Source organism: Salinarchaeum sp. Harcht-Bsk1 (assembly GCF_000403645.1).
GTDB lineage: Archaea > Halobacteriota > Halobacteria > Halobacteriales > Salinarchaeaceae > Salinarchaeum.
Map to the genome: position 1 here is coordinate 2715465 of NC_021313.1, position 21729 is coordinate 2737193.

21 protein-coding genes and 1 tRNA gene are annotated in these 21729 nt (G+C 62.7%); 14 read left to right on the plus strand and 8 right to left on the minus strand.

Annotation, left to right across the window (positions count from 1 at the left end):
* Positions 1-133: 133 nt before the first annotated feature.
* The 4 genes from L593_RS16325 to L593_RS15700 form a co-directional block, all read right to left on the minus strand.
* Positions 134-709: a hypothetical protein gene (locus L593_RS16325; RefSeq protein WP_236608588.1), complete on the minus strand. Its 576-nt coding sequence runs from the start codon at positions 707-709 to the stop codon at positions 134-136.
* 103 nt (positions 710-812) lie between these two features.
* Positions 813-1040 (minus strand): hypothetical protein, encoded by a 228-nt coding sequence (locus L593_RS12495; RefSeq protein WP_020447332.1) that lies wholly within the window; start codon positions 1038-1040, stop codon positions 813-815.
* Between the two features lie 2 nt (positions 1041-1042).
* Positions 1043-1282 carry a hypothetical protein gene (locus L593_RS15695; RefSeq protein WP_020447333.1) on the minus strand — a complete coding sequence of 80 codons (240 nt, stop codon included), beginning with the start codon at positions 1280-1282 and terminating at the stop codon, positions 1043-1045.
* Positions 1282-2067 carry a hypothetical protein gene (locus L593_RS15700; RefSeq protein WP_144060759.1) on the minus strand — a complete coding sequence of 262 codons (786 nt, stop codon included), beginning with the start codon at positions 2065-2067 and terminating at the stop codon, positions 1282-1284. The genes L593_RS15695 and L593_RS15700 overlap by 1 nt, the downstream gene beginning before the upstream one ends.
* 1143 nt (positions 2068-3210) lie before the next feature.
* On the opposite strand from L593_RS15700, the gene L593_RS12510 reads away from it, so the two are divergent.
* Together L593_RS12510 and L593_RS15705 are read left to right on the plus strand one after the other, a co-directional pair.
* On the plus strand, positions 3211-4344 hold the full coding sequence (locus L593_RS12510) for a hypothetical protein (protein WP_144060760.1): 1134 nt from the start codon (positions 3211-3213) through the stop codon (positions 4342-4344).
* A 227-nt stretch (positions 4345-4571) separates the two neighbouring features.
* A complete protein-coding gene (locus L593_RS15705; protein ID WP_144060761.1) occupies positions 4572-4889 on the plus strand; it encodes a hypothetical protein in 318 nt (105 codons plus the stop codon).
* Positions 4890-5016: 127 nt separating this feature from the next.
* Here the strand turns inward: L593_RS15705 and L593_RS12515 are convergent, their stop codons facing one another.
* Complete coding sequence (locus L593_RS12515; protein WP_020447336.1) at positions 5017-5598, minus strand: hypothetical protein; 582 nt, start codon at positions 5596-5598, stop codon at positions 5017-5019.
* Positions 5599-6111: 513 nt separating this feature from the next.
* On the opposite strand from L593_RS12515, the gene L593_RS15415 reads away from it, so the two are divergent.
* Positions 6112-6771 carry a hypothetical protein gene (locus L593_RS15415; RefSeq protein WP_081638713.1) on the plus strand — a complete coding sequence of 220 codons (660 nt, stop codon included), beginning with the start codon at positions 6112-6114 and terminating at the stop codon, positions 6769-6771.
* Between the two features lie 368 nt (positions 6772-7139).
* Here the strand turns inward: L593_RS15415 and L593_RS12520 are convergent.
* A tRNA-Phe gene (locus L593_RS12520) sits at positions 7140-7213 on the minus strand.
* Between the two features lie 231 nt (positions 7214-7444).
* Between L593_RS12520 and L593_RS12525 the strand changes: the two genes are divergently transcribed.
* The 3 genes from L593_RS12525 (at position 7445) to L593_RS12535 (ending at position 10193) form a co-directional block, all read left to right on the plus strand.
* The gene (locus L593_RS12525) at positions 7445-8347 is read left to right on the plus strand and encodes a hypothetical protein (protein ID WP_020447337.1); all 903 of its coding nucleotides are present in this window, start codon (positions 7445-7447) and stop codon (positions 8345-8347) included.
* Between the two features lie 133 nt (positions 8348-8480).
* Positions 8481-9206 carry an ATPase domain-containing protein gene (locus tag L593_RS12530; RefSeq protein WP_020447338.1) on the plus strand — a complete coding sequence of 242 codons (726 nt, stop codon included), beginning with the start codon at positions 8481-8483 and terminating at the stop codon, positions 9204-9206.
* 81 nt (positions 9207-9287) lie between these two features.
* A complete protein-coding gene (locus L593_RS12535; protein ID WP_020447339.1) occupies positions 9288-10193 on the plus strand; it encodes a CBS domain-containing protein in 906 nt (301 codons plus the stop codon).
* A 114-nt stretch (positions 10194-10307) separates the two neighbouring features.
* Here L593_RS12535 and aroA read toward each other — a convergent pair whose 3' ends face one another.
* Positions 10308-11603, minus strand: a complete 1296-nt coding sequence (aroA, locus tag L593_RS12540) for a 3-phosphoshikimate 1-carboxyvinyltransferase (protein WP_020447340.1) — start codon at positions 11601-11603, stop codon at positions 10308-10310.
* A 133-nt stretch (positions 11604-11736) separates the two neighbouring features.
* Between aroA and L593_RS12545 the strand changes: the two genes are divergently transcribed.
* From L593_RS12545 to yciH, 8 genes are all read left to right on the plus strand, one after another.
* On the plus strand, positions 11737-12018 hold the full coding sequence (locus tag L593_RS12545) for a hypothetical protein (RefSeq protein WP_020447341.1): 282 nt from the start codon (positions 11737-11739) through the stop codon (positions 12016-12018).
* Positions 12019-12270: 252 nt separating this feature from the next.
* On the plus strand, positions 12271-13470 hold the full coding sequence (locus L593_RS12550) for a Xaa-Pro peptidase family protein (protein WP_020447342.1): 1200 nt from the start codon (positions 12271-12273) through the stop codon (positions 13468-13470).
* A 101-nt stretch (positions 13471-13571) separates the two neighbouring features.
* Complete coding sequence (locus tag L593_RS12555; protein WP_020447343.1) at positions 13572-14381, plus strand: NAD(P)-binding domain-containing protein; 810 nt, start codon at positions 13572-13574, stop codon at positions 14379-14381.
* Positions 14374-15849 carry a small ribosomal subunit Rsm22 family protein gene (locus L593_RS12560; protein WP_020447344.1) on the plus strand — a complete coding sequence of 492 codons (1476 nt, stop codon included), beginning with the start codon at positions 14374-14376 and terminating at the stop codon, positions 15847-15849. The genes L593_RS12555 and L593_RS12560 overlap by 8 nt, the downstream gene beginning before the upstream one ends.
* Before the next feature lie 247 nt (positions 15850-16096).
* Positions 16097-17077, plus strand: a complete 981-nt coding sequence (locus L593_RS12565) for a MoxR family ATPase (protein WP_020447345.1) — start codon at positions 16097-16099, stop codon at positions 17075-17077.
* A 5-nt stretch (positions 17078-17082) separates the two neighbouring features.
* Positions 17083-18132 carry a DUF58 domain-containing protein gene (locus tag L593_RS12570; protein ID WP_020447346.1) on the plus strand — a complete coding sequence of 350 codons (1050 nt, stop codon included), beginning with the start codon at positions 17083-17085 and terminating at the stop codon, positions 18130-18132.
* Positions 18129-20483 carry a transglutaminaseTgpA domain-containing protein gene (locus tag L593_RS12575; RefSeq protein WP_020447347.1) on the plus strand — a complete coding sequence of 785 codons (2355 nt, stop codon included), beginning with the start codon at positions 18129-18131 and terminating at the stop codon, positions 20481-20483. The genes L593_RS12570 and L593_RS12575 overlap by 4 nt, the downstream gene beginning before the upstream one ends.
* A 129-nt stretch (positions 20484-20612) precedes the next feature.
* Complete coding sequence (gene yciH / locus L593_RS12580) at positions 20613-20906, plus strand: stress response translation initiation inhibitor YciH (RefSeq protein WP_020447348.1); 294 nt, start codon at positions 20613-20615, stop codon at positions 20904-20906.
* Positions 20907-20992: 86 nt separating this feature from the next.
* Here yciH and L593_RS12585 read toward each other — a convergent pair whose 3' ends face one another.
* A complete protein-coding gene (locus tag L593_RS12585; RefSeq protein WP_049894143.1) occupies positions 20993-21622 on the minus strand; it encodes an NUDIX hydrolase in 630 nt (209 codons plus the stop codon).
* Positions 21623-21729: the final 107 nt, after the last annotated feature.

Here is a 21729-nt window from a genome sequence, read left to right on the forward strand (position 1 = left end):
CTCATATTCATCTCCCATCAACTCATTAGGATTTGAATGCGATTCTCTCGCTCTTGATTCGCGCTGAGAGCGATTTCTCTCGCGATGGCAGAGGAATCCCATCAAATCTGACTGGAATGGCTCAGTATCGCGCTCAGTAGCCTTGAGGGATTCCGCGATCTCCGTCCTCAACCCAGGATCGCCACTCATCGAGGAATTCTGCCTTCTTACTCTCTGAGTCATTCAGAACACCCAGGTCCCGGAGCATCTGGACAATTGCCCTATCGCGCTTTCTGATTTCCCCTAGGAGAGCGGCTTGGTATTCCCGAGAGCCTTCCTCCCCCGAGGTGACTTGGGTAAGACCGGAAACATTCATCACGTAATCGCTGGCCTTCGAGACGATGTGAAGCTCTATCGCGATCCGCATGGCGAGCTTCTCATCCAGCGAATCGATCCCCCCTGTATCCTCTCGAATTCGGTCCTCGATAGAGGAGGATACCCGGTGGATGAATTCCTTCTGTTCGCGGTCAAGAGAGGAGTAGTAGTTGTAGGGATCTGCATTCAGAGCGTGAGTCTCGGCGTTATTGTTCCCCTCGGGCGCTCCGGCGTTCCCTCCGTGGAGCTTACAGGCTCCCTCGCCAGGATGATCTGTCCCCCATCCCGCTGGCAATCCACAAGATTCCCCTGAGCCACCTCGCTTGGACCGTCCACAGGTGTTTTCGTCAGTCATCGGATTGATGTCCGGGATACAGGGATGGACGGGTTTCCACGCGAGGAGGGATACCCAAACCCCTCAATCTCTTGCTCCTCAGTAACTCTTATCAGACTCATCCCTACCACCAGACCCAGACACCTTCCTCTATCTCTCTCCCCATGACTCGTTCCGAGTCCTGTAGGTGTTCGATGACCTCCTCCTCATCCATCTCGAACTCCTGGGCTACTTCGGCGGTCGAAATGATGGGATCCTGCCAGTTGCCGGTCTCCTCTTTCACGAAGACGTCCATCTCATCGCCCCATTCCTTCGCCTTCTCGTATTCGAGGCGTCGGTTACTGATTCCCATCGTTACCACCAGATATGCTGGTCCCCTACCTCCTTGCTATCGAGATGGGGAGATTCATCGAGGGCGTCATGGGCTGTTTCCATACTGATACCGAATTCCGTGGCGACTTCCTCGGTCGAGATGCCCGGATTATAGACCTTGTTTCGTTCCCTCCGGACGAATTTCTTGACCTCCTCGGAGAGATCGGCGTCCTCGGGGAGCTCCGTGTTTTCCTCGATCTCCTCCTGTAGCGATTCCTTCATCAGTCGTTCCTCTCCTGTCGGGCTTGCCAGTTACTCCGACCACCAGCGGGGATATCGGTATCTCCATCATCGGACTCCTCTCGCTGGTTCTGACGGTTCTCCCAGTTACTCCGACCACCGACAGGGACTTGCTCCTCATCGATCTCTCGATCACCCTCATTTCGCAGACGCTTTCGGGCTTCTTGACGGCGATTGACTCGCTCCTCCTCCATCTCAGCCTGTATCTGGTTCAGCTGCTCGTCCCATCCCATGATGTCCTCCACCGATGGGCCATGATTCGACCGTTCGACTGTCATCGTCTCCGGATCATCACCGGCTTCGAGAGGAACCTCCTCCGTGTATGTCTCGGGTTCCCCCTCTCGAATGGAAACGGGATCACTCGTTCCTTCTTCCCAATTGGTCCGACCACCGGCAGGGATATCGACATTGGTCGTCTCGACCTCCTCGATTCTCCGCTCCATCCAGTCAGCGAATTCCCCCTCGATTCTCCAGTCGCTCGGGGCTTGTTTGAGGAGGTCCTCCAGAACCGACTCGACGGCAGTCTTCTCATCTGGATTCAGAGCGTCATTCTGCCGGACCCATATCTTGAACTGCTTCACCGTCGCGTTTCCTTGCGATTCGATGAAATCCCCGAGAACGTCTTGCAGGATTTCGATTTGCTCCGGAGTGACGTTCACCTTATCGGGATCAGTGATATCGTAGTCCCGCTTGAGGCAGTTTAGCTTTGCCTCGAGTCTTTTTCCTCGCTCGCGCATTCGTTCGATTGCCTGGCTGGATTCAGCCATGTCATGATATTGACTCTTACAGTCCATAACTCCTATGGGGATATCGACTTTACAGGCCCCGAGAACGGAGAATTCGGTACTTCGAGGACGCTAATCAGAGACAGACTGAGAATTGAGACGATATTTTGCGACGCTGAGGGATCCCGGAGCCTCATCATCCGACCAGATTTGCTCAGGCTCGATTTCTCCCCTCTGGACCCTATCATTATGGACGTGAGTAGAGTGCCCGCGAGCGACATCCTCCTCAAGAAAACGCTTCTCACAGTACGGGCAAGGCCATACCTCCCCTCTCATTGCTGGCCGGAAAGGGAATGCTCTCGGTCATGGTGGCGTTGCATCTCGTTGGCGTTCGGGAATGACCTCCGACACTCGAAGCAACGAGCCATAACGTGGGCCATGGTCGGATTTTCGGTATAGTGGCAGATAAACCGTTTTTGCTCTGAGAGGAACTAAGCGCCACTCTGAGGAGCTTTCGGAGATTTCTGGCCATTCGCGCTGACCGACTCCCTCGATTCAATCTCTGCGGCGCTCTGGCGCGAGAACTTGCACTTATGGATTTAGCGACGAAGGAAATCGAGGAATCGGTATCCAGTCGAGACCTTCGATTCCATCCCAGTAACGGGCGAGGGGGAGGGGACAACTCCCCTCCAACATCAACCAGGCACTTGCATGAGCGAGCTTGCTCGCTTTTGACGGGACACGATACGTCGATTGATCGGATTCTATTCTCGGCCGAGAGGTGATCACTCCGGCATCTGACAATAGAAAATCGGGCACCAAAGGGATTCCGGGGATGCTCGAATTCGACACGCTAATCCCACTAAATCACCTGATTTCACCACTACGCCACAAAATCCCTAATAAAGAGTTATCTGTATCCCGTTCATATCCGTTACTATGCCGGAATGTGAATCGCCGAAACCAGTAATCTACGCGACTGAATCCACGCGAGATGAAGCAAGAGTCGTGAAGGCAAAGCGAAAAGAAACGTGGGATGAATTCATGCAGTCTGCGGTTGAGGAACTGGATCCTGACAAGTAGGTAGGAAAATGTATAGAGTAACGAGCGGAGGTCAGGTACCCAACCAGGACCCCCGAACGACTGTTGAGGAGGAACCCGAGGGATGGGAGGACCCCGAATTCCATGAGCAAATTAAATCCGGACTCAGATAAGAATTCTGCCGCGCAGAGGGCCGGAGACGTCCTTAGCCGGAGTCTAAAGCACGAATTAGTTGAAACGCGAGCCCGGAGAAGCGCCGAGGGGAGAGAGTCCGATTACTCCGAGGAAATCATTGCAAGTATCGAGGCAAGCCTCCGAGAGTTTCAATCGAGTTGCGATTCCGGACTCCCCTTCGATGACCTCATGGCGTTGATGAACGGGGAGATAGGGAGTCTCGATTCCCTCTACCATGAGGATGATCTCTTTCAGGGTAAGAAGATAGATGCTCAAGCTCTCTGGACGCTCTATGGCGCGATGCTCCATATCGGAGATGAGCCAGAAGATGCCGCCAGAAACGCCTACATCTACTACTACCGCTCCTGCGAGCAAGATGGGGAGCGGCGGAGATTCATCATCGAGGGAGAGGGTTACAGAGTAAACCAACTCAATGACGCCATCGAGATATTCGACAAGGGGGACTGGAACAGATGGTTCCGCCGGAAGCATCCAGATGGATTCGACGAGGAGGATTTCGAGAGTTGGACGGGGGACTACTCCAATATCACCTACGATACGATTCGAGCTTTGGTCTACATCACCTCTACAGAATTCGACCCGGAGTACGTTCTCCATGACCTATTCGAGTTAGATTATGACCCTTCCTCGGAACATATCCAGAATCTCGCTAATGGAGTATTTGATGAGTATACTAGGAGGACTAAATCATTCCATAAGATAGGAGCGGGGTCGAATCCCTCTCCCTATCGCGATTCGGCGCGATATCGATATGCTCCGAAAGAGGCCATCGTGAACGTGGCAATGGAGATAGATGGACGGAGCAAAAGTACCTATGATAACGCCATCGGTCAGCTCCATAAGAAGGGAGTCCTCAAGTGGGCGGAAATCAGGCCCGGACAGGATTACCGAATCTACCCCACTACCATAGATGATCCTCCGGAAGCGAATCGAATCAAGTTCGAGGGTGAGGAGTACGTCCCCGAACCGGAGGAGGAATCAGAGCCGGAACTGATGACCGATGGCGGCCAGCCAATGTCCGAGGAGTCCAGGGAATCAACTGAGAGGAAATCTGAGCAGGTTCAGAGCGATTCGAGAGAGTAGGCTATTGATTCCTCCCCGAGAAGTCAGAATCAGCCGAGAGCGAATTCTGAGAGCAATGAGGGAGAGAGGGGGAAAATTCAGTCCGAAAACCTCCGATGACTCCGTAAATATGCCATCTAAGAGCCTCTATCTTCGAGGACTGATATCTCATAAAGTACCGGCTTCAGACTGACTTAAAGCATCTGAAACACTTCCTTAATGTTCCTGAGTCGTCTGTAACTGCACGAATGCCAAGAAATTGTGGCTGGTGTGGAGCATCGACTGACGAGATCGCGCTGAAGGTATCGGACATTGATGATCGGAAAATAGCGATGGAACTCGATGAATTGCTTCAATCAGGAGAATTGGTTGTTTGTGAGTCTTGTACCGCTCGATTAGCTGGGAAGATGTACCGGCTAAAACTCGCACTCGGACTCAATCCAGATTCAAGCGATGAAGAGCTTGCAGAGCAGATGATTACTATGGTTGATTTCGTTCATTCGGAACCACCGAAACGTGACTGGGAAGCATCCCTTCCAAGCGAGAGGTCCAACTCAATGAAGTGAACGCCGCTTGTCTCAATCCAATTGTTCTGCGTGGATGAGGCTCATCTCTCAAATTTCCATAGCTATCCCAGGCTCTGTAATAATTTGGTTAGAGTCCTCAACCCGAAGGAGAGGCCCCTTTGGGGGTCTACTCGTCCAAGTCCCGCGCCGCTTCGACCTTCTCGAAGACGAGCGAGTACCCCTCCTTAGTGAAGCGGTACTTGCTCGGGTCGGCGTAGGGCTGGAGGACCGTTCGACCGACGACCCCGTTCACCTTGTTCTTGACCTCGTTGAAGTCGTACTCGTTGTCGACCTCATCGAGGAGGTCCCGCGTTATGCCCTCGCGTTCGCACACCTGGTCAACCAGAGTGTGGAGGGCACTCGCGTTCCCCCAAGGTGCCGCGTTCCGCGTGTCGCGGTCGGAGTCGTACTCGACGTCCAGGATGATGGGGTTCGTCCCTCCCTGGAATTCCTTCACGAGGTAACCGTCCTCAGTCAGGTCGTTCAGGAGCCGGGTGTAGTCCAGCGAAGTGAGGACCCGGTCCTTATCGTCGATGACATCCTCGACGTCGTCCGCACCCGCCACGTCGTCGCAGAGGTCGGGGCGGTTGAACGTCTGAGGCCCGTGGACGTGGGCGATGGTCAGTACTACTCGTTGTCGGGCCGTGGAGAGTTCATCCCACGGCGTTCGGTCGCTATCGTCGGTAGGTGAGTCCTTGGTCGAACTCATTCGTGTAGACCCGCGACTCTGAGGTGAAGGAAAACTATTTCATAGGGCACTTCCAAGGATGGAGTAAGCCCTCATAGTCTTCCGCCCAGAGGGAACCCCTAGTTCCTGCGGGCGGGGGCGTTCAGAGGGTGACACAACTGGTCCACGTGATTCCGTGGAAGGGTGCGTGGACCAATTCCGTTCTCGTGTTACCTGGTATTAGACTGGGATTGCCAGCGTTTGAATAGGTCGTTGTGCGCTTGCCACTTAAGCCTTCTCCCTCCGGGGATTGAAAGAAGGCATTCTATTCGGGGTTTTCTCAATATCCTCGGAGAAGAATCTCGAAAGCGCGGCGGATGGGGCTGTTTTCGAGTTTCCCATTATAAGTGCCTCTTGAGGCCGTTGATGGCGTTTCAGAAGTTTAGAATGCCCTATCTGAATCAATCTCTGAAGGGTCAATTCTTCTCTCTCAAGCGTTTCTGTGTATCTCTGCGAAGAATTTATGTTTGGGGCGGTTGTCGGTGTGGCCAAGCCATGGAGAAGACAGCAAAGTTAGAATATGGCCCTTTGGAAGTAGAGATCCATGCCTTAGACGACGAGGATTACCAGAAAGAAATCCTTGACCTCATTCAATTCATTGAGGAGAATCAGGATTCCTTAGAAGGTTTGGGTGGTGGTATTGAGGCTTCGGGAATGCCTGACTCCGAGAGTGATTCAATGTCTCTGGAAGAGTTTGGTGATGATGGGGGGGAGCAGGCGGAGGAAGTAGCAGATACGTCTGGGCCTCTCGGCGAAATTGCATCACGATTACGAGTCCCAGAAGCCAGATTGGAGGAATTCGTCTATGTAGACCCTGATGGGGGTGATTTCCCCGTCTTGTATCTTGATGAAGTCAGTAATATTAGTGAACGGAAAACTGATAGGCAGCGCATAGCATCTCTAATACTGCTGTACGTGTGGCATGAGTGCTATGATGAGTCGAGGGTCAAATCTTCATCTCTGAAGGACGCTCTGGAACTCTCCAACGTATCTTCCTCAGGTATGGGTAATATGTATCAGGGAGATGGTGACCGGTATTTCGATAGAAGTGGCAGGGGGCCATCAGCAACTGTCAGCCTGACCCCGCCTGGAAAAAGACAGGCGAGAAAGGTCCTGAAGCGCCTGATGGAAGAGGGTTCCAAGGAATTAGAGTGATTCACAGATCTTCGATGTATCCCTTTCTCTATTCGACCTTCGCTCCTCAGTGCTAGTCTCAGCGCGATGAATTCGATTCCATCTTTCTTGTTGCCCTGGGGAGAGGAATCGATGATAGCACCCCTCTCGCTCCTATCAGTGGATTTTCCCGCGCGAGCGCATGGACAATGAAATTGATTCGAGGAGAGTCCGAGTCTTCACGGCTATTGTACGCTAAGGTCTAAGCGCGCTCCGTTTCAAATCTAGGCTGAAGTGCCCGAAGGCGTTGAGGCGCGAGTGAAACCATGTTCAAATCAAAATCGGAGAATCGCGGGGAAATCGGTGTAAGGCGTAGTTTCCTTGCGAATCATCTCCGAGGAAATTCACCATGCCGCCTCCCGGATTTGAACCGGGGACAGCTCGATCTTCAGTCGAGTGCTCTCCCAGTCTGAGCTAAGGCGGCGCGCACTCCCGACTCTGTCGAAGTGACGCAAAAGGATTTCGAAGCAGGGCGATGGGACGGATCGACAGTTCAGTACCATGCTGGAGCGGAGAATTCGTCCTCGGATTCCTACCAGCTTCCCACAAATGCGCACTAACCTGTACCAATATGTACGGGGTTCCGAATGAACGCCTGGCACGTTGTCCGACTCAGCAACAACTGTTATAGCCCTCCGTCACAATGCCTAGCACAGTGTCACAGGTCGGTGGCTCTCGACACGCGATCGATCCGCCAACCATCGAGAGCACCTGCTCCGGGATCGCCTGCGAGGCGAACTCCATGCTCACCGTCCTCGTCGTTCTCGGCGCCCTCACGCTCGGGACCGTCGCGTTTCTCAGCTGCGTCCGCCGGGCCAGGAGCGCCGTCTCCTTCGAGCGGGAGCGTCTCCTCGACGAGTACGAGGCGTTCCTCGCGTTCGCGGATCGCGTGGCGAACATCCCGGTCGCACCCCGGCCCGACGGTGGTCGGCCGATGGGGCCACTGGTCTCGAAGGCGCCGGAAGACTCCGGCCTCGTCCAGGTCCGGGACGCCTACCGCGACACGGTGATGGACGTTCCACACTTCGATACCGACTACGACGAGTCGATGAAAGAGCACATGTCGACGGAGTTGAGTCCGGAACTCGCTTCCGCCGTCGTTGAGGGCTCGCAGTTCACGCCCGCGATACGCAATCCGCTCGTCGCCAGCGCAAAGAGTGCAGCGCACGACAGGCGCGTCCTCGCGGATCAACTCGACGACGAACGCTCCGACCTCGAAGACGCCGAGGATCGGCTCACCGATCTCTCCCAGCGCTTCGAAGTCACCGGGGGCGAGGGACTCGTCGATCGGACGTTCCCGGACCTCCAGGCGCGGTGGGACCGGCTGAACGGGCTGCAGGACGACTGTTCGGCGATGTTGGCCCGCCGGCAGGCCCAGCTCCGCGATCGCACGCCCTCCTCGGGAACGAGGCTCCAGTCCCCGACGGCTGTCAGTGATTACCTCTACGCCGATCTCGACGTCGACTTCCCGGTGCTGTCGGCAGGTACCAGACTCATGGAACGCATCGAGGAGGAGAAGCGCCAGACCGTCGAGGCGCTGACCGAGCGCCGTCGCTAACGGCTCGTCGAAACGGTTGTTTCTCTTCGCGCCCGGGAGCCGAACGCCCAGCGACGCCGTCGCAGCCAGAAACGACGCCTGCAGCGACTGTCCGGACGGGCCTTTTTTGGTGTCCCACTCCGTCCGGACGAGCATGCCCGATCTCGTTTCCATTGGCGTCGACGGTCTCGACTCCATCCTCAACGGGGGAATCACGGAGCACTCGACCGTGCTCGTTTCCGGCAATCCCGGTACCGGCAAGTCGATCCTCGGCCTGCAGTACCTCTACACTGGCGTGCAGAACGCCGACGAGGACGGCATCTACGTCACGTTCGAGGAAGACGCCGAAGACCTGCGTCTCGCCGCCGAGTCCATCGGCTTCGACCGCTGGGGCGAGTACGTCGACGACGGCTCGATCACCGTGCTCGACAAGAAGGAGATGCTGCGCGACCAGGAGTTCTCCCGGGCCGTCGAACTGCTGCTGGAGATCGTCCAGGAGGGCGGCTACGACCGCCTCGTCCTCGACTCGCTGACGATGTTCGAACTGTTCTTCGAGGACGAACACGAGCGCCGGGTCTACCTCCTGAAGTTCTCGGACATCCTCAAGGCCAACGACCTCACCTCCCTCCTGATCAGCGAGCAGGAGGCCGTCTTCCCCGAGACCGACCTCGACCTCGAGAACTTCCTCACCGACGGCAACGTCTACCTCATCCAGACGCCGACGGACAGCGGTGTCAGTCGGTACGTCTGGGTCTCGAAGATGCGAAAGCAGGACATCGACACCGACATCTTCCCGATGGAGATCGGCGACGGCGGCATCACCGTCCACGAGCAGGCCGGCGGCTTCTCGCTGGTCGATCGACAGGGCGGCACCTTCTGACGGTCGTCGGCGCCCGCCCGGGACCGCCACCCGCTGCGAATCGTCGCCACACGTAAGCCACCGGCTGCCGATGGAGTTGATATGCTCACTGTCTCGGTGCGCGACGTGATGGTCGAGGACGTGGCTACCATCCGGCCGGACGGGACGCTCCACGAGGCAGCGGACCGCATGGCAGCGCGCGACGTCGGCTCGCTGGTGGTCGTCGAGGACGACGAGGTCGTGGGAATCCTCACCCACTCCGACGTACTCCGACACATCGCGAGCGACGGCGATCCGACATCGGCCACCGTCGCTGCCTCCATGGGAAGCCCACCGATCACGATCGAGCCAACTGCGGACGCCGAGGACGCTGCAACCCTGCTCTCGACGGAGGACGTCAAGCGTCTCCCCGTCGTCGAGGACGGCGACCTCGTCGGCGTCGTCACCGTCACCGACCTCTCGTACGTCCTCCCCCAGATCGCACTCGGTCGCCCGGAAGGTCGCTCCCGACCAGCGACCCGCCCCGAGATGGCCTACGACGACGAGGAGTGGGCCGCCGACCTCCAGACGGGCGACGATCCGGACGTCGGCGACACCGTCCGGTTCACCAAGCGCATCAGCGAGGGCGACGTGGAGGACTTTGCCCGCGCTACCGGCGACACCAACCGGCTCCACCTCGACGACGGGTTCGCGATCGGCACGCGATTCGGCGAGCGGATCGTCCACGGCACGCTGGTCGCAGGCGTCATCAGCGCCGCACTCGCCCGGCTCCCGGGTCTCACCATCTACCTCTCGCAGGACCTCGGGTTTCGCGCACCCGTGCCGATCGGCGCGACGGTCACGGCGGCCTGTGAGATCACGGAGGCGCTCGGCGGCAACCGATACCGCGTCTCGACGACCGTCTACCACGAGAACGAGCCAGTCGTCGACGGGCAGGCGACGGTGCTGATCGACCAGCTACACGAGGCACCCGCGCTCGGCCGGGCTGCTGTCGGCGCGGACGACTGACCGTCGCCGGTACGGTCCGGTCGAGCGGAGCGACATCTCTCACTCAGGACCCTTCACTCAGGAACTCCTCAGTCAGAAACCCCTCAGCCAGGAGCCCTTCAGTTAGAAATCCTCTCAGTCGGATAGCCGCGTCACGTCGGCGCCGAGGTCGTACATCGCGTCGAAGAAGCCCGGGAAGGAGACGTCGACGTGCTCGGCGCCAGTGATCTCCGTCGTCCCATCGGCAACCAGCCCGGCAATCGCCAGCGACATGATCACGCGGTGGTCACCGCGGCCGTCGACGGTCGCGCCGACGAGGTCGGACTCGCCGCCGTGAACGTGGAGTTCGTCCTCGAGTTCGGTCACGCTCGCTCCGAGTTTCTCTAGCTCCTCGGCCATCGCGCTCACGCGATCGGTCTCCTTGTAGCGGACGTGCTCGGCGTCGACGATCTCGGTCGTCCCGTCGCCGATCGCGCCGAGCACCGCGATCGTCGGGAGCAGGTCCGGGGTGTCGGCGACGCCGACCTCGACGCCGGAGAGCCTGGACTGCTCGACGTCGATCGTCCCGGCGTCGCGATCCCAGCCGAGGTCCGCCCCCATCGATTCGAGGATATCGACGATAGCGCTGTCGCCCTGCGCGCTCGGCCGGGCGCCGGTCACGGTCAGTCCGTCTGGCGCCGCGACGGCACCGGCGGCCAGCAGGTACGACATCGAGGAGAAGTCACCCGGGACGGCGTAGCTCCCGCCGTCCGGATCGTATCGCTGTCCGCCCCGGACCTCGTACCCGCCGTCGACCTCGGCGGTCTCGACGCCGAAATCCGCCAGCACCTCGCGGGTCACGTCGACGTACGGCGCGGACTTGAGTTCGGTTTTGAGGTCGACGTCGACGCCCGACTCCGTGACTGCCCCGGCCATCAACAGGGCGGTCACGAACTGCGAGGAGACGTCGCCGGGGATCGACGCGGTCCCGCCAGCGATCGGGCCGCCGACCACGAGCGGTGCCTGGCCGTTCCCGCGGGTGCTTTCGGCCGTCCCCCCGAGTTGCTCGATCGCGTCGAGCAGCGGGCCGTGCGGGCGGGATCGGAGCGACGAGTCGCCGGTGAGCACCGTCTTCCCGTCCGCGAGCGCAGCCGCGGCCGTCACCAGCCGCATCGTCGTCCCGCTGTTCTCGCAGTCGATCACGTCGTCGGGCACGGCTGGTGTGCCGCCGAAGCCAGTCACCGAGAGGTCGCCGTTCGCCTTGCGCTCGACGGTGCCGCCGAACGCCTCCACGGCGCCGGCCGTGGCCTGCGTGTCGGCACTCCAGAGTGGGTCCTCGACGATCGCGCCGTCGGCGTAGCCCGCCGCGAGAATCGCGCGGTGGGTGTAGCTCTTCGACGGCGGCGCGCTCGCGGTGCCCTGCACGGACGAGGCGCCGATCTCGACGTTCATGGCTGAGGGGTCGACGGCGGTCGCTAAGAGCGTGGCGGTCGCGCCACGATTCGGAGGCTGTCCCCGAACATGGTCGACGGGTCCGGCGCGCCACAGATACTTGGTGGGCGAGTGAGAGGCACCGCACGTACCCATGTCAGCAAGCGGCTCGACGCTCGGCCAGATTGCAGGGAATCTCCTCGCAGCAGCGCTCATGATCGTCCTCGCCGTCCTCACCTTCTTCATCACGGTGTTCGTCGTCGACGCGGGTGCGAGCCTCGCCGGCTACGACGACAACGCCTTCGTCGTCCTCTCGGCGGCCGTGCTCGCTGGCTCGGCGATCATCGCCGGTGGCATCGCGCCCATCGGTGCCGTGGACGCGTCGGTATCGGTCGGTGGTTTCGGCGGCGAGGAGAAGCGCGATCCGCTGGAGTGAGGCGGCCTCACTCGACCTGACGTATCGATACGTTCGATTCCGGCGGTCGATCACACGGTTCGATAGGGACGTTTGATCGCACGGTTCGATCCTGGCGGTCGATCACACGGTTCGATAGGGACGTTTGATCGCACGGTTCGATCCTGGCGTTCGATCGCACGGTTCGGTTGTGACGTTCGATCACGCAACCCGATTGCTCTGAACGGTTCGCGGAGCGCTAGCGTTTTGCCACCCTCGCACGCAGATGGGAGCATGCGCAACTCCGCTCCGCTCGACGCTGCGCTCGCCGAGCACGACGCCGACGGTTACCTGATCGACGCGGACGCGACGGAGGCCGACCAGTACTACCTCGCCGGCTTCGGCGCGCCCGATCCCTTCCTCACCTGCTACACGCCCGATGGCGTCCACCTCCTCGTCTCCGAACTGGAGTACGGCCGTGCCAAATCCGAGAGCAGCGCCGATACCGTCGCCCGCAACGCCGACTACGACCACCGCGAGCACGTCGCAGAGCACGGTGCGCTCGAGGGTCGGAATCGGACGATCGCTGCGTTCGTCGCCGATCACGGCGTCGAACACGTGCTGGTCCCGGATCGGTTCCCGACGGCGACCGCGGACGGGCTCCGAGCGCAGGGGATCGAGGTGACCGCCGACCTCGAGGAGACCGTCGCGACGATCCGCGCCCGGAAGACCGACGAGGAGGTCGGGCACCTGAAGGCGGCCCAGCGGGCCAACGAGGCGGCGATGGACCGCGCCGCTGAACTGATCGGTGGCGCCGAGATCGTCACTGGTGCCGATGCCGCGGACGATCAGGACGCCACGCTACACCACGGGGGCGACCCGCTGACGAGCGAGTTCGTCAAGACCGAGATCGAGATCGCCCTCTTGCGGGAGGGCTGCGCCCTCGACGAAACGATCGTCGCCGGCGGTGCCGACGGTGCCGATCCACACAACCGCGGTAGCGGCCCGCTCCCCGCACACGAACCCATCGTCGTGGACATCTTTCCGCGGGACAAGGAGACGAAGTACCACGCCGACATGACGCGGACGTTCGTCCGCGGCCAGCCGAGCGAGGAAGTCGTCCGCCGACACGAAGTGACAATCGCTGCGCAAGAGGCCGCTTTCGACGCGATCGAACCCGGCGCGACCGGTGAAGCCGTCCACGACGCAGTCTGTGATCTCTACGAGGCCGAGGGATACGAGACGCTCCGGAGCGACGACACCACGGAGACGGGCTTCATCCACGGGACCGGGCACGGGCTGGGTCTGGAAGTGCACGAACTCCCCCGTCTCGCTCCCGACGGGAAGGAACTCGAACCAGGCCACGTGGTCACCGTCGAACCGGGGCTCTACGATCCCGCCGTCGGCGGAATGCGAATCGAAGACGTCGTCGTCGTGACCGAGGACGGGTTCGAGAACTACGTCGACTACCCGAAGGACCTGGTGCTGGAGTAGCCGAGGGGCCTGGTACTGGAGTAGCGGAGACGATCGGCTCCTGGCTGCGAGTCGTCCGCGAACGCGCGCCTTTTTTGCCGACGGTGTGCAATTCGCCGCCAATGGAGCTACTCGTCGTGGGCGCGGGCACCATGGGCCGGTGGTTCGCCCGCACCGTCGATGCCGAGGTCGCCTTCGCGGACCGGGATCCGGAGGCGGCAGCGGAGGCCGCTGCTGCCGTCGGCGGTTCGACCGCAGCACTCGACGGCGCGGAGTCGTTCGACGTCGTCGCGATTGCTGTACCAATGTCTGCAGCTGAAGACGCGATCGCCGGCCAGGCTGGCCGTGCTCGTCACGCCGTCCTCGACGTCACTGGCGAGATGGGAACGGCCCTCGACGCGATGGCTACACAGGCACCGGAACTCGAGCGAGCGAGCCTGCACCCGCTCTTCGCCCCCGAGAACGCGCCCGGGAGCGTCGCGGTCGTCGTCGACGCTGCTGGACCGGAGATCGACGCGGTGCTCGCGGATCTGGAAGCCGCCGGGAACGAACTGTTCGCGACGACGCCCGAGGAACACGACACCGCCATGGAGAGCGTCCAGGCTGCTGCCCACGCGGCGATCGTCGCCTACGGCCTCGCGCGCGAGTCGGTGCCTGACGGGTTCGCGACGCCGGTCTCGGCCGCCCTCGACGACGTGCTCGAACAGGTGACGAAGGGTGATCCAGGGGTGTACGCAGAGATCCAGGATCGCTTCGACGGCGCCGACGCGGTCGCCGAGGCCGCTGCGGCGGTCGCAGACGCCGATCCAGCCGAGCTCCGGGAACTCGTCGTCGAAGCCCGACCCGAACTGGCCGCCGACGGCGATGGGTCCGAAGAGAACGCATCCGCCCGAGCAGACGACCAATCCGCCGCTCCAGAGGACGATGCCTGACCGCGAGGCCATCCGGTCGAACGCGAAGTACCTCCGGAACGTCCGGCCACTCGACCCCGAGGAGATCAGCGAGTACGTCGAGGGCGGCCCCCACCCCGCGGTCGTCCGGCAGGTGCTCCGCGAGGAGTCCTTCGACCTCGGCATCGTCGAGCGCGAGGACGGGACCTTCGTCCCCGTCGAGGAGGGAACGATCGACCCGCCACGGCTGCCCGTCACCGAGTTCCCGGAATCGTACGCCACCCGTCTCGAGGAATTGCTGGTCGACGCGTTCGGCCAGGACTGGCACCTGGGCGAGTCCGGGAACGACCTGCGAGACGCGATCCGCGACCTGAAAGAGGCCTACCACCGCGGCTGGTCGGTCACGTACGACGACGAGACCGCGGCCCTCGCCTACGCCCTCTATCACCTCCCGGATTACTACGCCGCGGTCCAGTATCCCGTCGCCGAACTGGCCGAGATTGGGTTACTCGACCGGCAACTGCGGATTCTCGAGGTCGGCGCGGGCACCGGCGGCCCGGCGCTGGGGATCGCCGACGCCGTGCCCGACGACGCGCTGGTTCGCTACGACGCGATCGAACCGAGCGCCAGCGCCGACGTGTTCGAGGCGATGGTCGAGGACGCAGGCGACCACGTCGACTTCGAAGTTCACCGGACGACCGCAGAGGACTTCGCGTTCGACGCCGCTGGCGAACCGGGCACGCCCGAGTACGACCTCGTGCTGTTCGCAAACGTCCTGAGCGAACTCGACGATCCCGTCGCGACGGCGAAACGGTATACCGACCTCGTGGCGGACGACGGCGCGATGGTGCTGCTCTCGCCGGCCGACAGACGGACGACCGGCGTGCTCCGCGGCGTCGAGCGGGCGCTCGCCGACGGCACGAAACCGCAGGGGATCGGTGACGTGTCGGACCTCCCGTCGGGCGACGAACGGGCGACCGTGTTCTCGCCGACGGTCCGGCTCTGGCCGAACTGGACGCCGGCCGACGAGGGCTGGTCGTTCGCGGTCCGGCCCGATATCGACGTGCCCGCGTTCCAGCGACGGCTGGACGAGCCTGCCGGCGCCGAGGGCGAGTTCGTCAACGTCGACGTGCAGTACGCGTACGCCACGCTACGCTGGGACGGCGAACGCCGCGTGGCGTTCCGACCGGATCGGGGCGACTGGGCGCCGCTGGCAGAGTCCGAGAAACACGTCTCCGACCGCGTCGACTGCGCGGCGATCAAACTCTCTGCGGATCTCTCCGAGGGTGGCCACCCACTCTTCCGGATCGGCGACGGCAGCCAGCAGGTCGACCACTTCGCAGTGCTGACCAAGGAGACGTCGCTCAACCGGTCGCTCGCGACTGCGGGCTACGGCGACCTCCTGACCCTCGAGTCCGTCCTCGTCCTCTGGAACGACGACGAGCAGGCGTACAACTTCGTGGTCGACGACGAGACGATCGTCGAATCCGTGGCGGCACCGGTTCGGTGAGGACCGGCCACGGGGACGAGTAGCTGCTGCCCCCACGCGTCCAGTCACAAGTGCACCGGCCGCTGGCGCTCGAGGACCGCCGAAGTCACTCGAAGTCCGACCGCTCGGTCGTGCGCAGATTTCGCATTTCCGGCACCGACTAACGTTCCACGGACAGCAACGTTACAAAGCAGGATCCCATTACTACGGGTGTTGTGCCCCCTCCGCGTCCGTTCGCGGGAAGCCGGATCGACGACCCCAGCCTACAATGACGGATACGAACACATCACGAGTCGACGACGCTTCACTGGAGGGATCGGTCGAACCCCTTCCGATCGACGCGGCCGGTACCGTAGCCGACGACGTGGTGGCGAACGTCGAGCAGGTCATGGTCGGCCAGCGTGCCACCATCGAGCACGTCTTTGGCGCGATGCTCGCCGGCGGACACGTCCTGATCGAGGACGTTCCGGGCGTCGGAAAGACGATGCTCGTCCGCGCCCTCGCCCGCTCGGTCGACAGCACGTTCGGGCGGATCCAGTTCACGCCGGACCTCTTGCCCTCGGACGTTACCGGCGTCAGCGTTTACAATCAGAAGACCCGGGAGTTCGAGTTCCAGCCCGGCCCCGTCTTCGCGAACCTCGTCCTCGGTGACGAGATCAATCGTGCGCCACCGAAGACGCAGTCCGCGCTGCTCGAAGCGATGGAGGAAGAGCAGGTCACCGTCGACGGCGAGACGCGGTCGCTGCCGTCGCCGTTTACCGTCATCGCGACCCAGAACGCGGTCGAACCCAATCGTACGTACGAACTACCGATGGCGGAACTCGATCGCTTCATGAAGAAGCTCTCCGTCGGCTACCCCGACGCCGACCAGGAGAACGAGATGGTGGATCGCGTGCTCGGGACGCACCCGATCGACTCCCTGAGTCCCGTGACGGACGTCGAGACGCTCCAGCGACTCGGCCGGACCGTCGCGGAGGTCACCGTCCGCGAGCCAGTCCGAACGTACGCGACCGAACTCGCCCGATTCACGCGCGAGAACGCAGCGCTGGGCGTCAGCCCGCGAGGAACGATCACGCTCCTCCAGGCCGCCCAGGCCCGCGCGGTACTCGACGGCCGCGAGTTCGTCGTCCCCGACGACGTGAAGGCCGAGGCTCGCCCGGTGCTCACCCATCGCATTCGCACGGGCGTCGACGCCGAGTCCTCCGACGACCTCCTCGATCGCGCGCTCGAGACGATCACGCCAGACTGACGCAGATGGACGCATATCTCACGCGCCGCGGGAAGTTCGTCGTTCTGGTCACAGTCGGCTGTATCCTTCTCGGGTCAGTCTTCGGCGCCCGCTCGCTCAACGCGATCGTCGCACCCGCGGTCGTGGCGCTCGTCGCGTCGTTCGTGAGCGTCCGCCGAGCCCCAGCACCGACGATTCATCGAACGGCTCCTCCCGACGGCCACCCGGACGAGACCCACGCAGTCTCACTGCAGATCGGGGGCTGTGGCAGTGGGATCTACGAGCTCCGCGACCGCGTCGGTGCGGGTCTCTCTGCCCCCGATGCCGCCTACGACGTCACCGAGACGAGTACGACCGTCTCCTACGACGTCCGCTACACGCGCCGGGGCGTTCACCGGCTTGGACCACTCTCGATCACTGTCACTGACGTCCTCGGATTGGCCGAACGTGAACTCCAGCCCGTCGACGCACGGGAGCAGATCCTCGTCTACCCCGAACTGGTCGACCCGCCGCGGGGAGTCCGCTCCGCGCTCGAGACAGTAGTCGACCTCGAGCAACGTCCCGGGCGCGACGAGTTCGACTCCCTCCGGGAGTACGTCCGGGGCGATTCCCTCCGTGACGTCCACTGGAAGTCGAGCGCGAAACAGCCCGACGAAGCCCTGGTGGTCAAGGAGTTCGTCGGTCGGACCCCGACGGACGCCGTCCGGCTCGCCGTCGCTCCGAGCGGGGATCGAGCGACCGTCGACGCCGCCGCGCGGGCCGCCGCGAGCGTCGCCGTCACCCTCCTCGACGAGGGCGTCGAGGTCGGGATCGAGACGCCTCGCGATTCGATCGATGCGGGCGTCGGTTCGGCCCAGCGCGAGTCCATCCTGGCGGCGCTGGCTCGGCTCCAGGCCGGGGAGCCCACCGCCGCCGACTCGACGATCCGGATTTCGGCCGCCGACGGCGAGGCAGTCGTTCACGCCGGCAGCCACGCCGTCCCCTTCACGCACGGCCGTCCCCAGACGAGCAACGACGTGGAGGCCGCGGACGGAGTCGACGACGGCGCCGAGCCGTCGCGCGAGGTGGTCTCGTGAGCACCCGCTCCGACGGTGCGCGGCGCACCGCGGTCGGCATCGACGCCGCCAGGCTGTTTCCTTCACCCCGGACGCTGTCACTCCTGGGCCTCGTTGCGCTCACCGTCGGGTACTGCTCGACGCTCTACTGGGTGACGACGGTCGCAGGCGGAACGGCCTGGCTCGCGGGTGGGATCGCGGTCGGCCTCGGCCTCGGCGTGTTGTTCCGGGGCGTCCAGGAACGCCGGGTGCTACAGATCGCTGGCATCGGTGCTGTGCTCGGCGGCGTCTGGTACTACACGTCCGCCGTTCCGACGATCGATCCGCAGATGATCACCAGGGTGACCACGGACAGTGTTTCGATGCTCAGCGGCATCTCGGTGCTCGAACTCGCAGCGGTCGACGTCTGGATCGCTGCGCTGATCCCGATTCCCGTCTTCCTCACCACCTACTTCGCACTGCGCGGGCGGTACGAGTACGCAGTCGCCGCCGGTGGCTGGTTACTCGTCTTCCTCGCGCTCACCGGCGACGCGACCCTGCTGGAGACGCTCCTCGGAACCGTCGGTGCCGTTCTCGCGCTCGGCTTTGGGGAACTCGACCGCCGGGACGGCGCCGTCACTGCTGCGGATCTGCTCGTCGCACTCGTCGCGGTGATGGCCGTCTTCGCGGTGGTCGTCCCGATGGTTCCCTCCGGCTCCGCGAGCGCGCTGGAACCGCAGGGCGTCGGTGGCGATAGCGGTGGCGCCTCGGCCCAGCAGGCGACGCCGCTCGACGAGCAGCTCCTCGACGGCGACGACGTGACGGCCGGCGGCCCGATCAACCTCTCACCGGACGTCCGCTTCGTCGTCGAATCACCGTCACAACAGCGGTGGCGCGTCGGTGTCCTCGACACCTACACCGGCGATAGCTGGACGCAATCCGGGCTCTCGAGCCCGTACCTCGGCACACTCGACGGGCCGCCAGGGAGTGCTCGAACGGTCCTCCAGCAGTATCAGCTCCGGACCGAGGCGACGGATCTGCCAGCGGCGGCCTACCCCATCGGCGTTCGGAACCTCGATAGGAACAATGTCGACGTCACGAGTACGGGCGCGCTCACCGTCGACGGCCGCCTTCCGAACGGGACGAACTACACCATCGAGAGCAGCGTTCCCACGCCAACCGTGAACCAGCTTCGAACGGCCGGCACGGACTATCCGCTGTCGATCGAGGAACGTTACACCGGGCTTCCACAGTACACCGTTCCCGAGCGTGTCTCTAACCTGACCGACCAGGTGACGTCCCAGTCCTCGAACTCCTTCGAGTCCGCTCGCGCCATCGAGTCGTACCTGGAAGACAACAAGGAGTACTCTCAGAACGTCTCTGCCCCGTCGGGCACGCTGGCTGACAGCTTCCTCTTCGAGATGGACGCCGGCTACTGCGTCTACTACGCTGGGACGATGGCGACCATGCTCCGGACCCAGGGCATCCCGGCGCGGGTCGCGGTCGGATACACGAGCGGTCAGTACGTCGGGAACGACACGTGGGTCGTCCGCGGCACCGACGCCCACGCCTGGGTCGAGGTGTACTTCCCGGACGTCGGCTGGGTGGAGTTCGATCCGACGCCGACCGGCGACGTTCGGGACGCGCGACGGAATGCGGTCGAAACGGCTCGGACCAACGAGTCTGCCAGCGTCGACGTCCCCGAGAGCTCGGGCGAGGAACTTCGCTTCGACCAGCCCGAGAACACGACGACCACGCCGACGCCGAACGGGACCGACGGCGCTCCGAACGGCTCGACGACCAACGGGACGAACACCTCCGACTCGGACTCCGGTCTCGACCGGGGCGGACTGTACTCAGGCGTCGGGTACTCGATCGAAGGTAACGGGTCCAGCGTCGACTACGTCCAGCCGAACGTGACGACGCTCGGCGGCACCGCAGCCGATGGCGAGAACGGCTCGCTCCCCAACGCTACCACCGAACGTTCGGGAGATCGGCTCCTCGGCGGGTTCGATACCCTGGTGATCGCACTCCTGCTCGTGGCCGGGGCCGTCGCCGGTGGCAGACAGGCCGGCCTCCAGCACCGGATTCGCGACAGGGGTGCCGTGCTCTGGCAGCGCCGCCGCGACCCCGAAACCGACGTCGAGCGTGCGATGGAGCGCCTCGACGCACTGCTCGCCCGCCGGTACGGAGCACGTGAATCCGGACAGACGCGCCGCGAGTACCGGAGGCGGCTCCCCCGTAGCGTGGATTCCCGGGTGCACCGTGCCTTCGAACTCCACGAGCGGGCTCGCTACGCCGGTGATATCGATCGGGCGACCGCCGACGAACTCGTCGAACTCGTCGACGACCTCGCACGTCGGGACCTGCCGGTGCTGGGCGATCGCGAGTGATCTCCTCTCCCCGGTCTGAAAGGGGTACGCGCCCGCGGATCGTTTCGCACTGCCGTGGGCTCGTAACCGGACGACGAGAGTGCCTCGGCGACAGGGTTTAATACCACGCTTCCCAAGTTGGAACTCGTAATGTCGGAAGTCTGCTCGACGTGCGGGTTGCCTGAGGAGCTCTGCGTCTGCGAAGACGTGGCGAAGGACTCCCAGGAGATCCAGATCCGCATCGACGAGCGCCGATACGGAAAAGAGGTAACGATCGTCGACGGGTTCGATCCCAGCGACGTGGATCTCGACAGTCTCTCCTCGGACCTCAAGAGCAAGTTCGCCTGCGGTGGCACGGTCGAGGACGGCCACATCGAGCTCCAGGGCAATCACACCGGTCGCATCGAGGACTTCCTCCGGGACAAGGGTTTCAACGTCGCCTGATTTTCGCCGACCACGTCGTAGCTGTCCCGCCTCGCCGAGTCGCGTCGCCGTCGAGTCCGGCGGAATGGGCAGCCGGCGACTGCGTCTCAGTCCACCAGATAGCCGTCGGCGTCGGCCAGCAGTAGCCCCTCGAGGGTCGCGTCGTTCGTCGGCGGTTCCCTGGCGACGGTGAGTGCGTCGCTGACCGGGACGGGTTCGACGGAGAGGAACTCGTTGTCGTCGCGATCGGGTTCGCCCGGCGTGAGGCCCGTCGCGACCACGATTCCGCGGCGATGTCGGAGGACGCCGGTCGCGACCGCGTAGGACTCGAGTACTGCGACGTCTTCGGCCACGTAGCCTGTCTCTTCGCGGAGCTCTCGCTTCGCGGCCGCCTCGTAGGCCGCTGCTTCGACCGTCTCGGCGGGCCCACCGTCGTGCTCGTCGACGATTCCGGCCACGAGTTCGAACTGGGTCTCCCGGATCGTCGGCCGGTACTGCTCGACGAACACGACGTGCGGTTCGTTTCTCTCCTCTTCATCCGCTCCGGCGTCGTCCGTCGGGTCGCGTTCGACGTGATCGCCGTCGACGATTCCCACGACGACCACCGCTGGCGCGAGTTCGGCCCAGTAGTAGCGCTTCGTCGACCCGTCGGGCTGTTCGACGAGGTCGTAGCCGCCGTCGAACCAGCCGGTTTCGTACTCCCTCGCGGACTCGACCACAGGCCACTCGGCGCTCATGGGCGAGGCACTCGCGTGCTTGACCCTGGGTCTTTCGGGACACCTCGTGGCTTGCGACGGGGAGCGGTCGCGGCTGGCGACTCGCCGATCCCTGTCCACGCAGGCGA

What these genes read in the sequence shown, in the direction of transcription:
- yciH (WP_020447348.1), top strand. Translation starts at nt 20,613, where the DNA reads ATGTCGGAAGTCTGCTCGACGTGCGGGTTGCCTGAGGAGCTCTGCGTC.
- L593_RS15700 (WP_144060759.1), bottom strand. Translation starts at nt 2,067, where the DNA reads ATGGCTGAATCCAGCCAGGCAATCGAACGAATGCGCGAGCGAGGAAAA.
- L593_RS12535 (WP_020447339.1), top strand. Translation starts at nt 9,288, where the DNA reads ATGCTCACTGTCTCGGTGCGCGACGTGATGGTCGAGGACGTGGCTACC.
- L593_RS12495 (WP_020447332.1), bottom strand. Translation starts at nt 1,040, where the DNA reads ATGGGAATCAGTAACCGACGCCTCGAATACGAGAAGGCGAAGGAATGG.
- L593_RS12530 (WP_020447338.1), top strand. Translation starts at nt 8,481, where the DNA reads ATGCCCGATCTCGTTTCCATTGGCGTCGACGGTCTCGACTCCATCCTC.
- L593_RS12570 (WP_020447346.1), top strand. Translation starts at nt 17,083, where the DNA reads ATGGACGCATATCTCACGCGCCGCGGGAAGTTCGTCGTTCTGGTCACA.
- L593_RS12565 (WP_020447345.1), top strand. Translation starts at nt 16,097, where the DNA reads ATGACGGATACGAACACATCACGAGTCGACGACGCTTCACTGGAGGGA.
- L593_RS12515 (WP_020447336.1), bottom strand. Translation starts at nt 5,598, where the DNA reads ATGAGTTCGACCAAGGACTCACCTACCGACGATAGCGACCGAACGCCG.
- L593_RS12510 (WP_144060760.1), top strand. Translation starts at nt 3,211, where the DNA reads ATGAGCAAATTAAATCCGGACTCAGATAAGAATTCTGCCGCGCAGAGG.
- L593_RS12550 (WP_020447342.1), top strand. Translation starts at nt 12,271, where the DNA reads ATGCGCAACTCCGCTCCGCTCGACGCTGCGCTCGCCGAGCACGACGCC.
- L593_RS12585 (WP_049894143.1), bottom strand. Translation starts at nt 21,622, where the DNA reads ATGAGCGCCGAGTGGCCTGTGGTCGAGTCCGCGAGGGAGTACGAAACC.
- L593_RS15705 (WP_144060761.1), top strand. Translation starts at nt 4,572, where the DNA reads ATGCCAAGAAATTGTGGCTGGTGTGGAGCATCGACTGACGAGATCGCG.
- L593_RS15695 (WP_020447333.1), bottom strand. Translation starts at nt 1,282, where the DNA reads ATGAAGGAATCGCTACAGGAGGAGATCGAGGAAAACACGGAGCTCCCC.
- aroA (WP_020447340.1), bottom strand. Translation starts at nt 11,603, where the DNA reads ATGAACGTCGAGATCGGCGCCTCGTCCGTGCAGGGCACCGCGAGCGCG.
- L593_RS16325 (WP_236608588.1), bottom strand. Translation starts at nt 709, where the DNA reads ATGACTGACGAAAACACCTGTGGACGGTCCAAGCGAGGTGGCTCAGGG.
- L593_RS12560 (WP_020447344.1), top strand. Translation starts at nt 14,374, where the DNA reads ATGCCTGACCGCGAGGCCATCCGGTCGAACGCGAAGTACCTCCGGAAC.
- L593_RS12545 (WP_020447341.1), top strand. Translation starts at nt 11,737, where the DNA reads ATGTCAGCAAGCGGCTCGACGCTCGGCCAGATTGCAGGGAATCTCCTC.
- L593_RS12555 (WP_020447343.1), top strand. Translation starts at nt 13,572, where the DNA reads ATGGAGCTACTCGTCGTGGGCGCGGGCACCATGGGCCGGTGGTTCGCC.
- L593_RS15415 (WP_081638713.1), top strand. Translation starts at nt 6,112, where the DNA reads ATGGAGAAGACAGCAAAGTTAGAATATGGCCCTTTGGAAGTAGAGATC.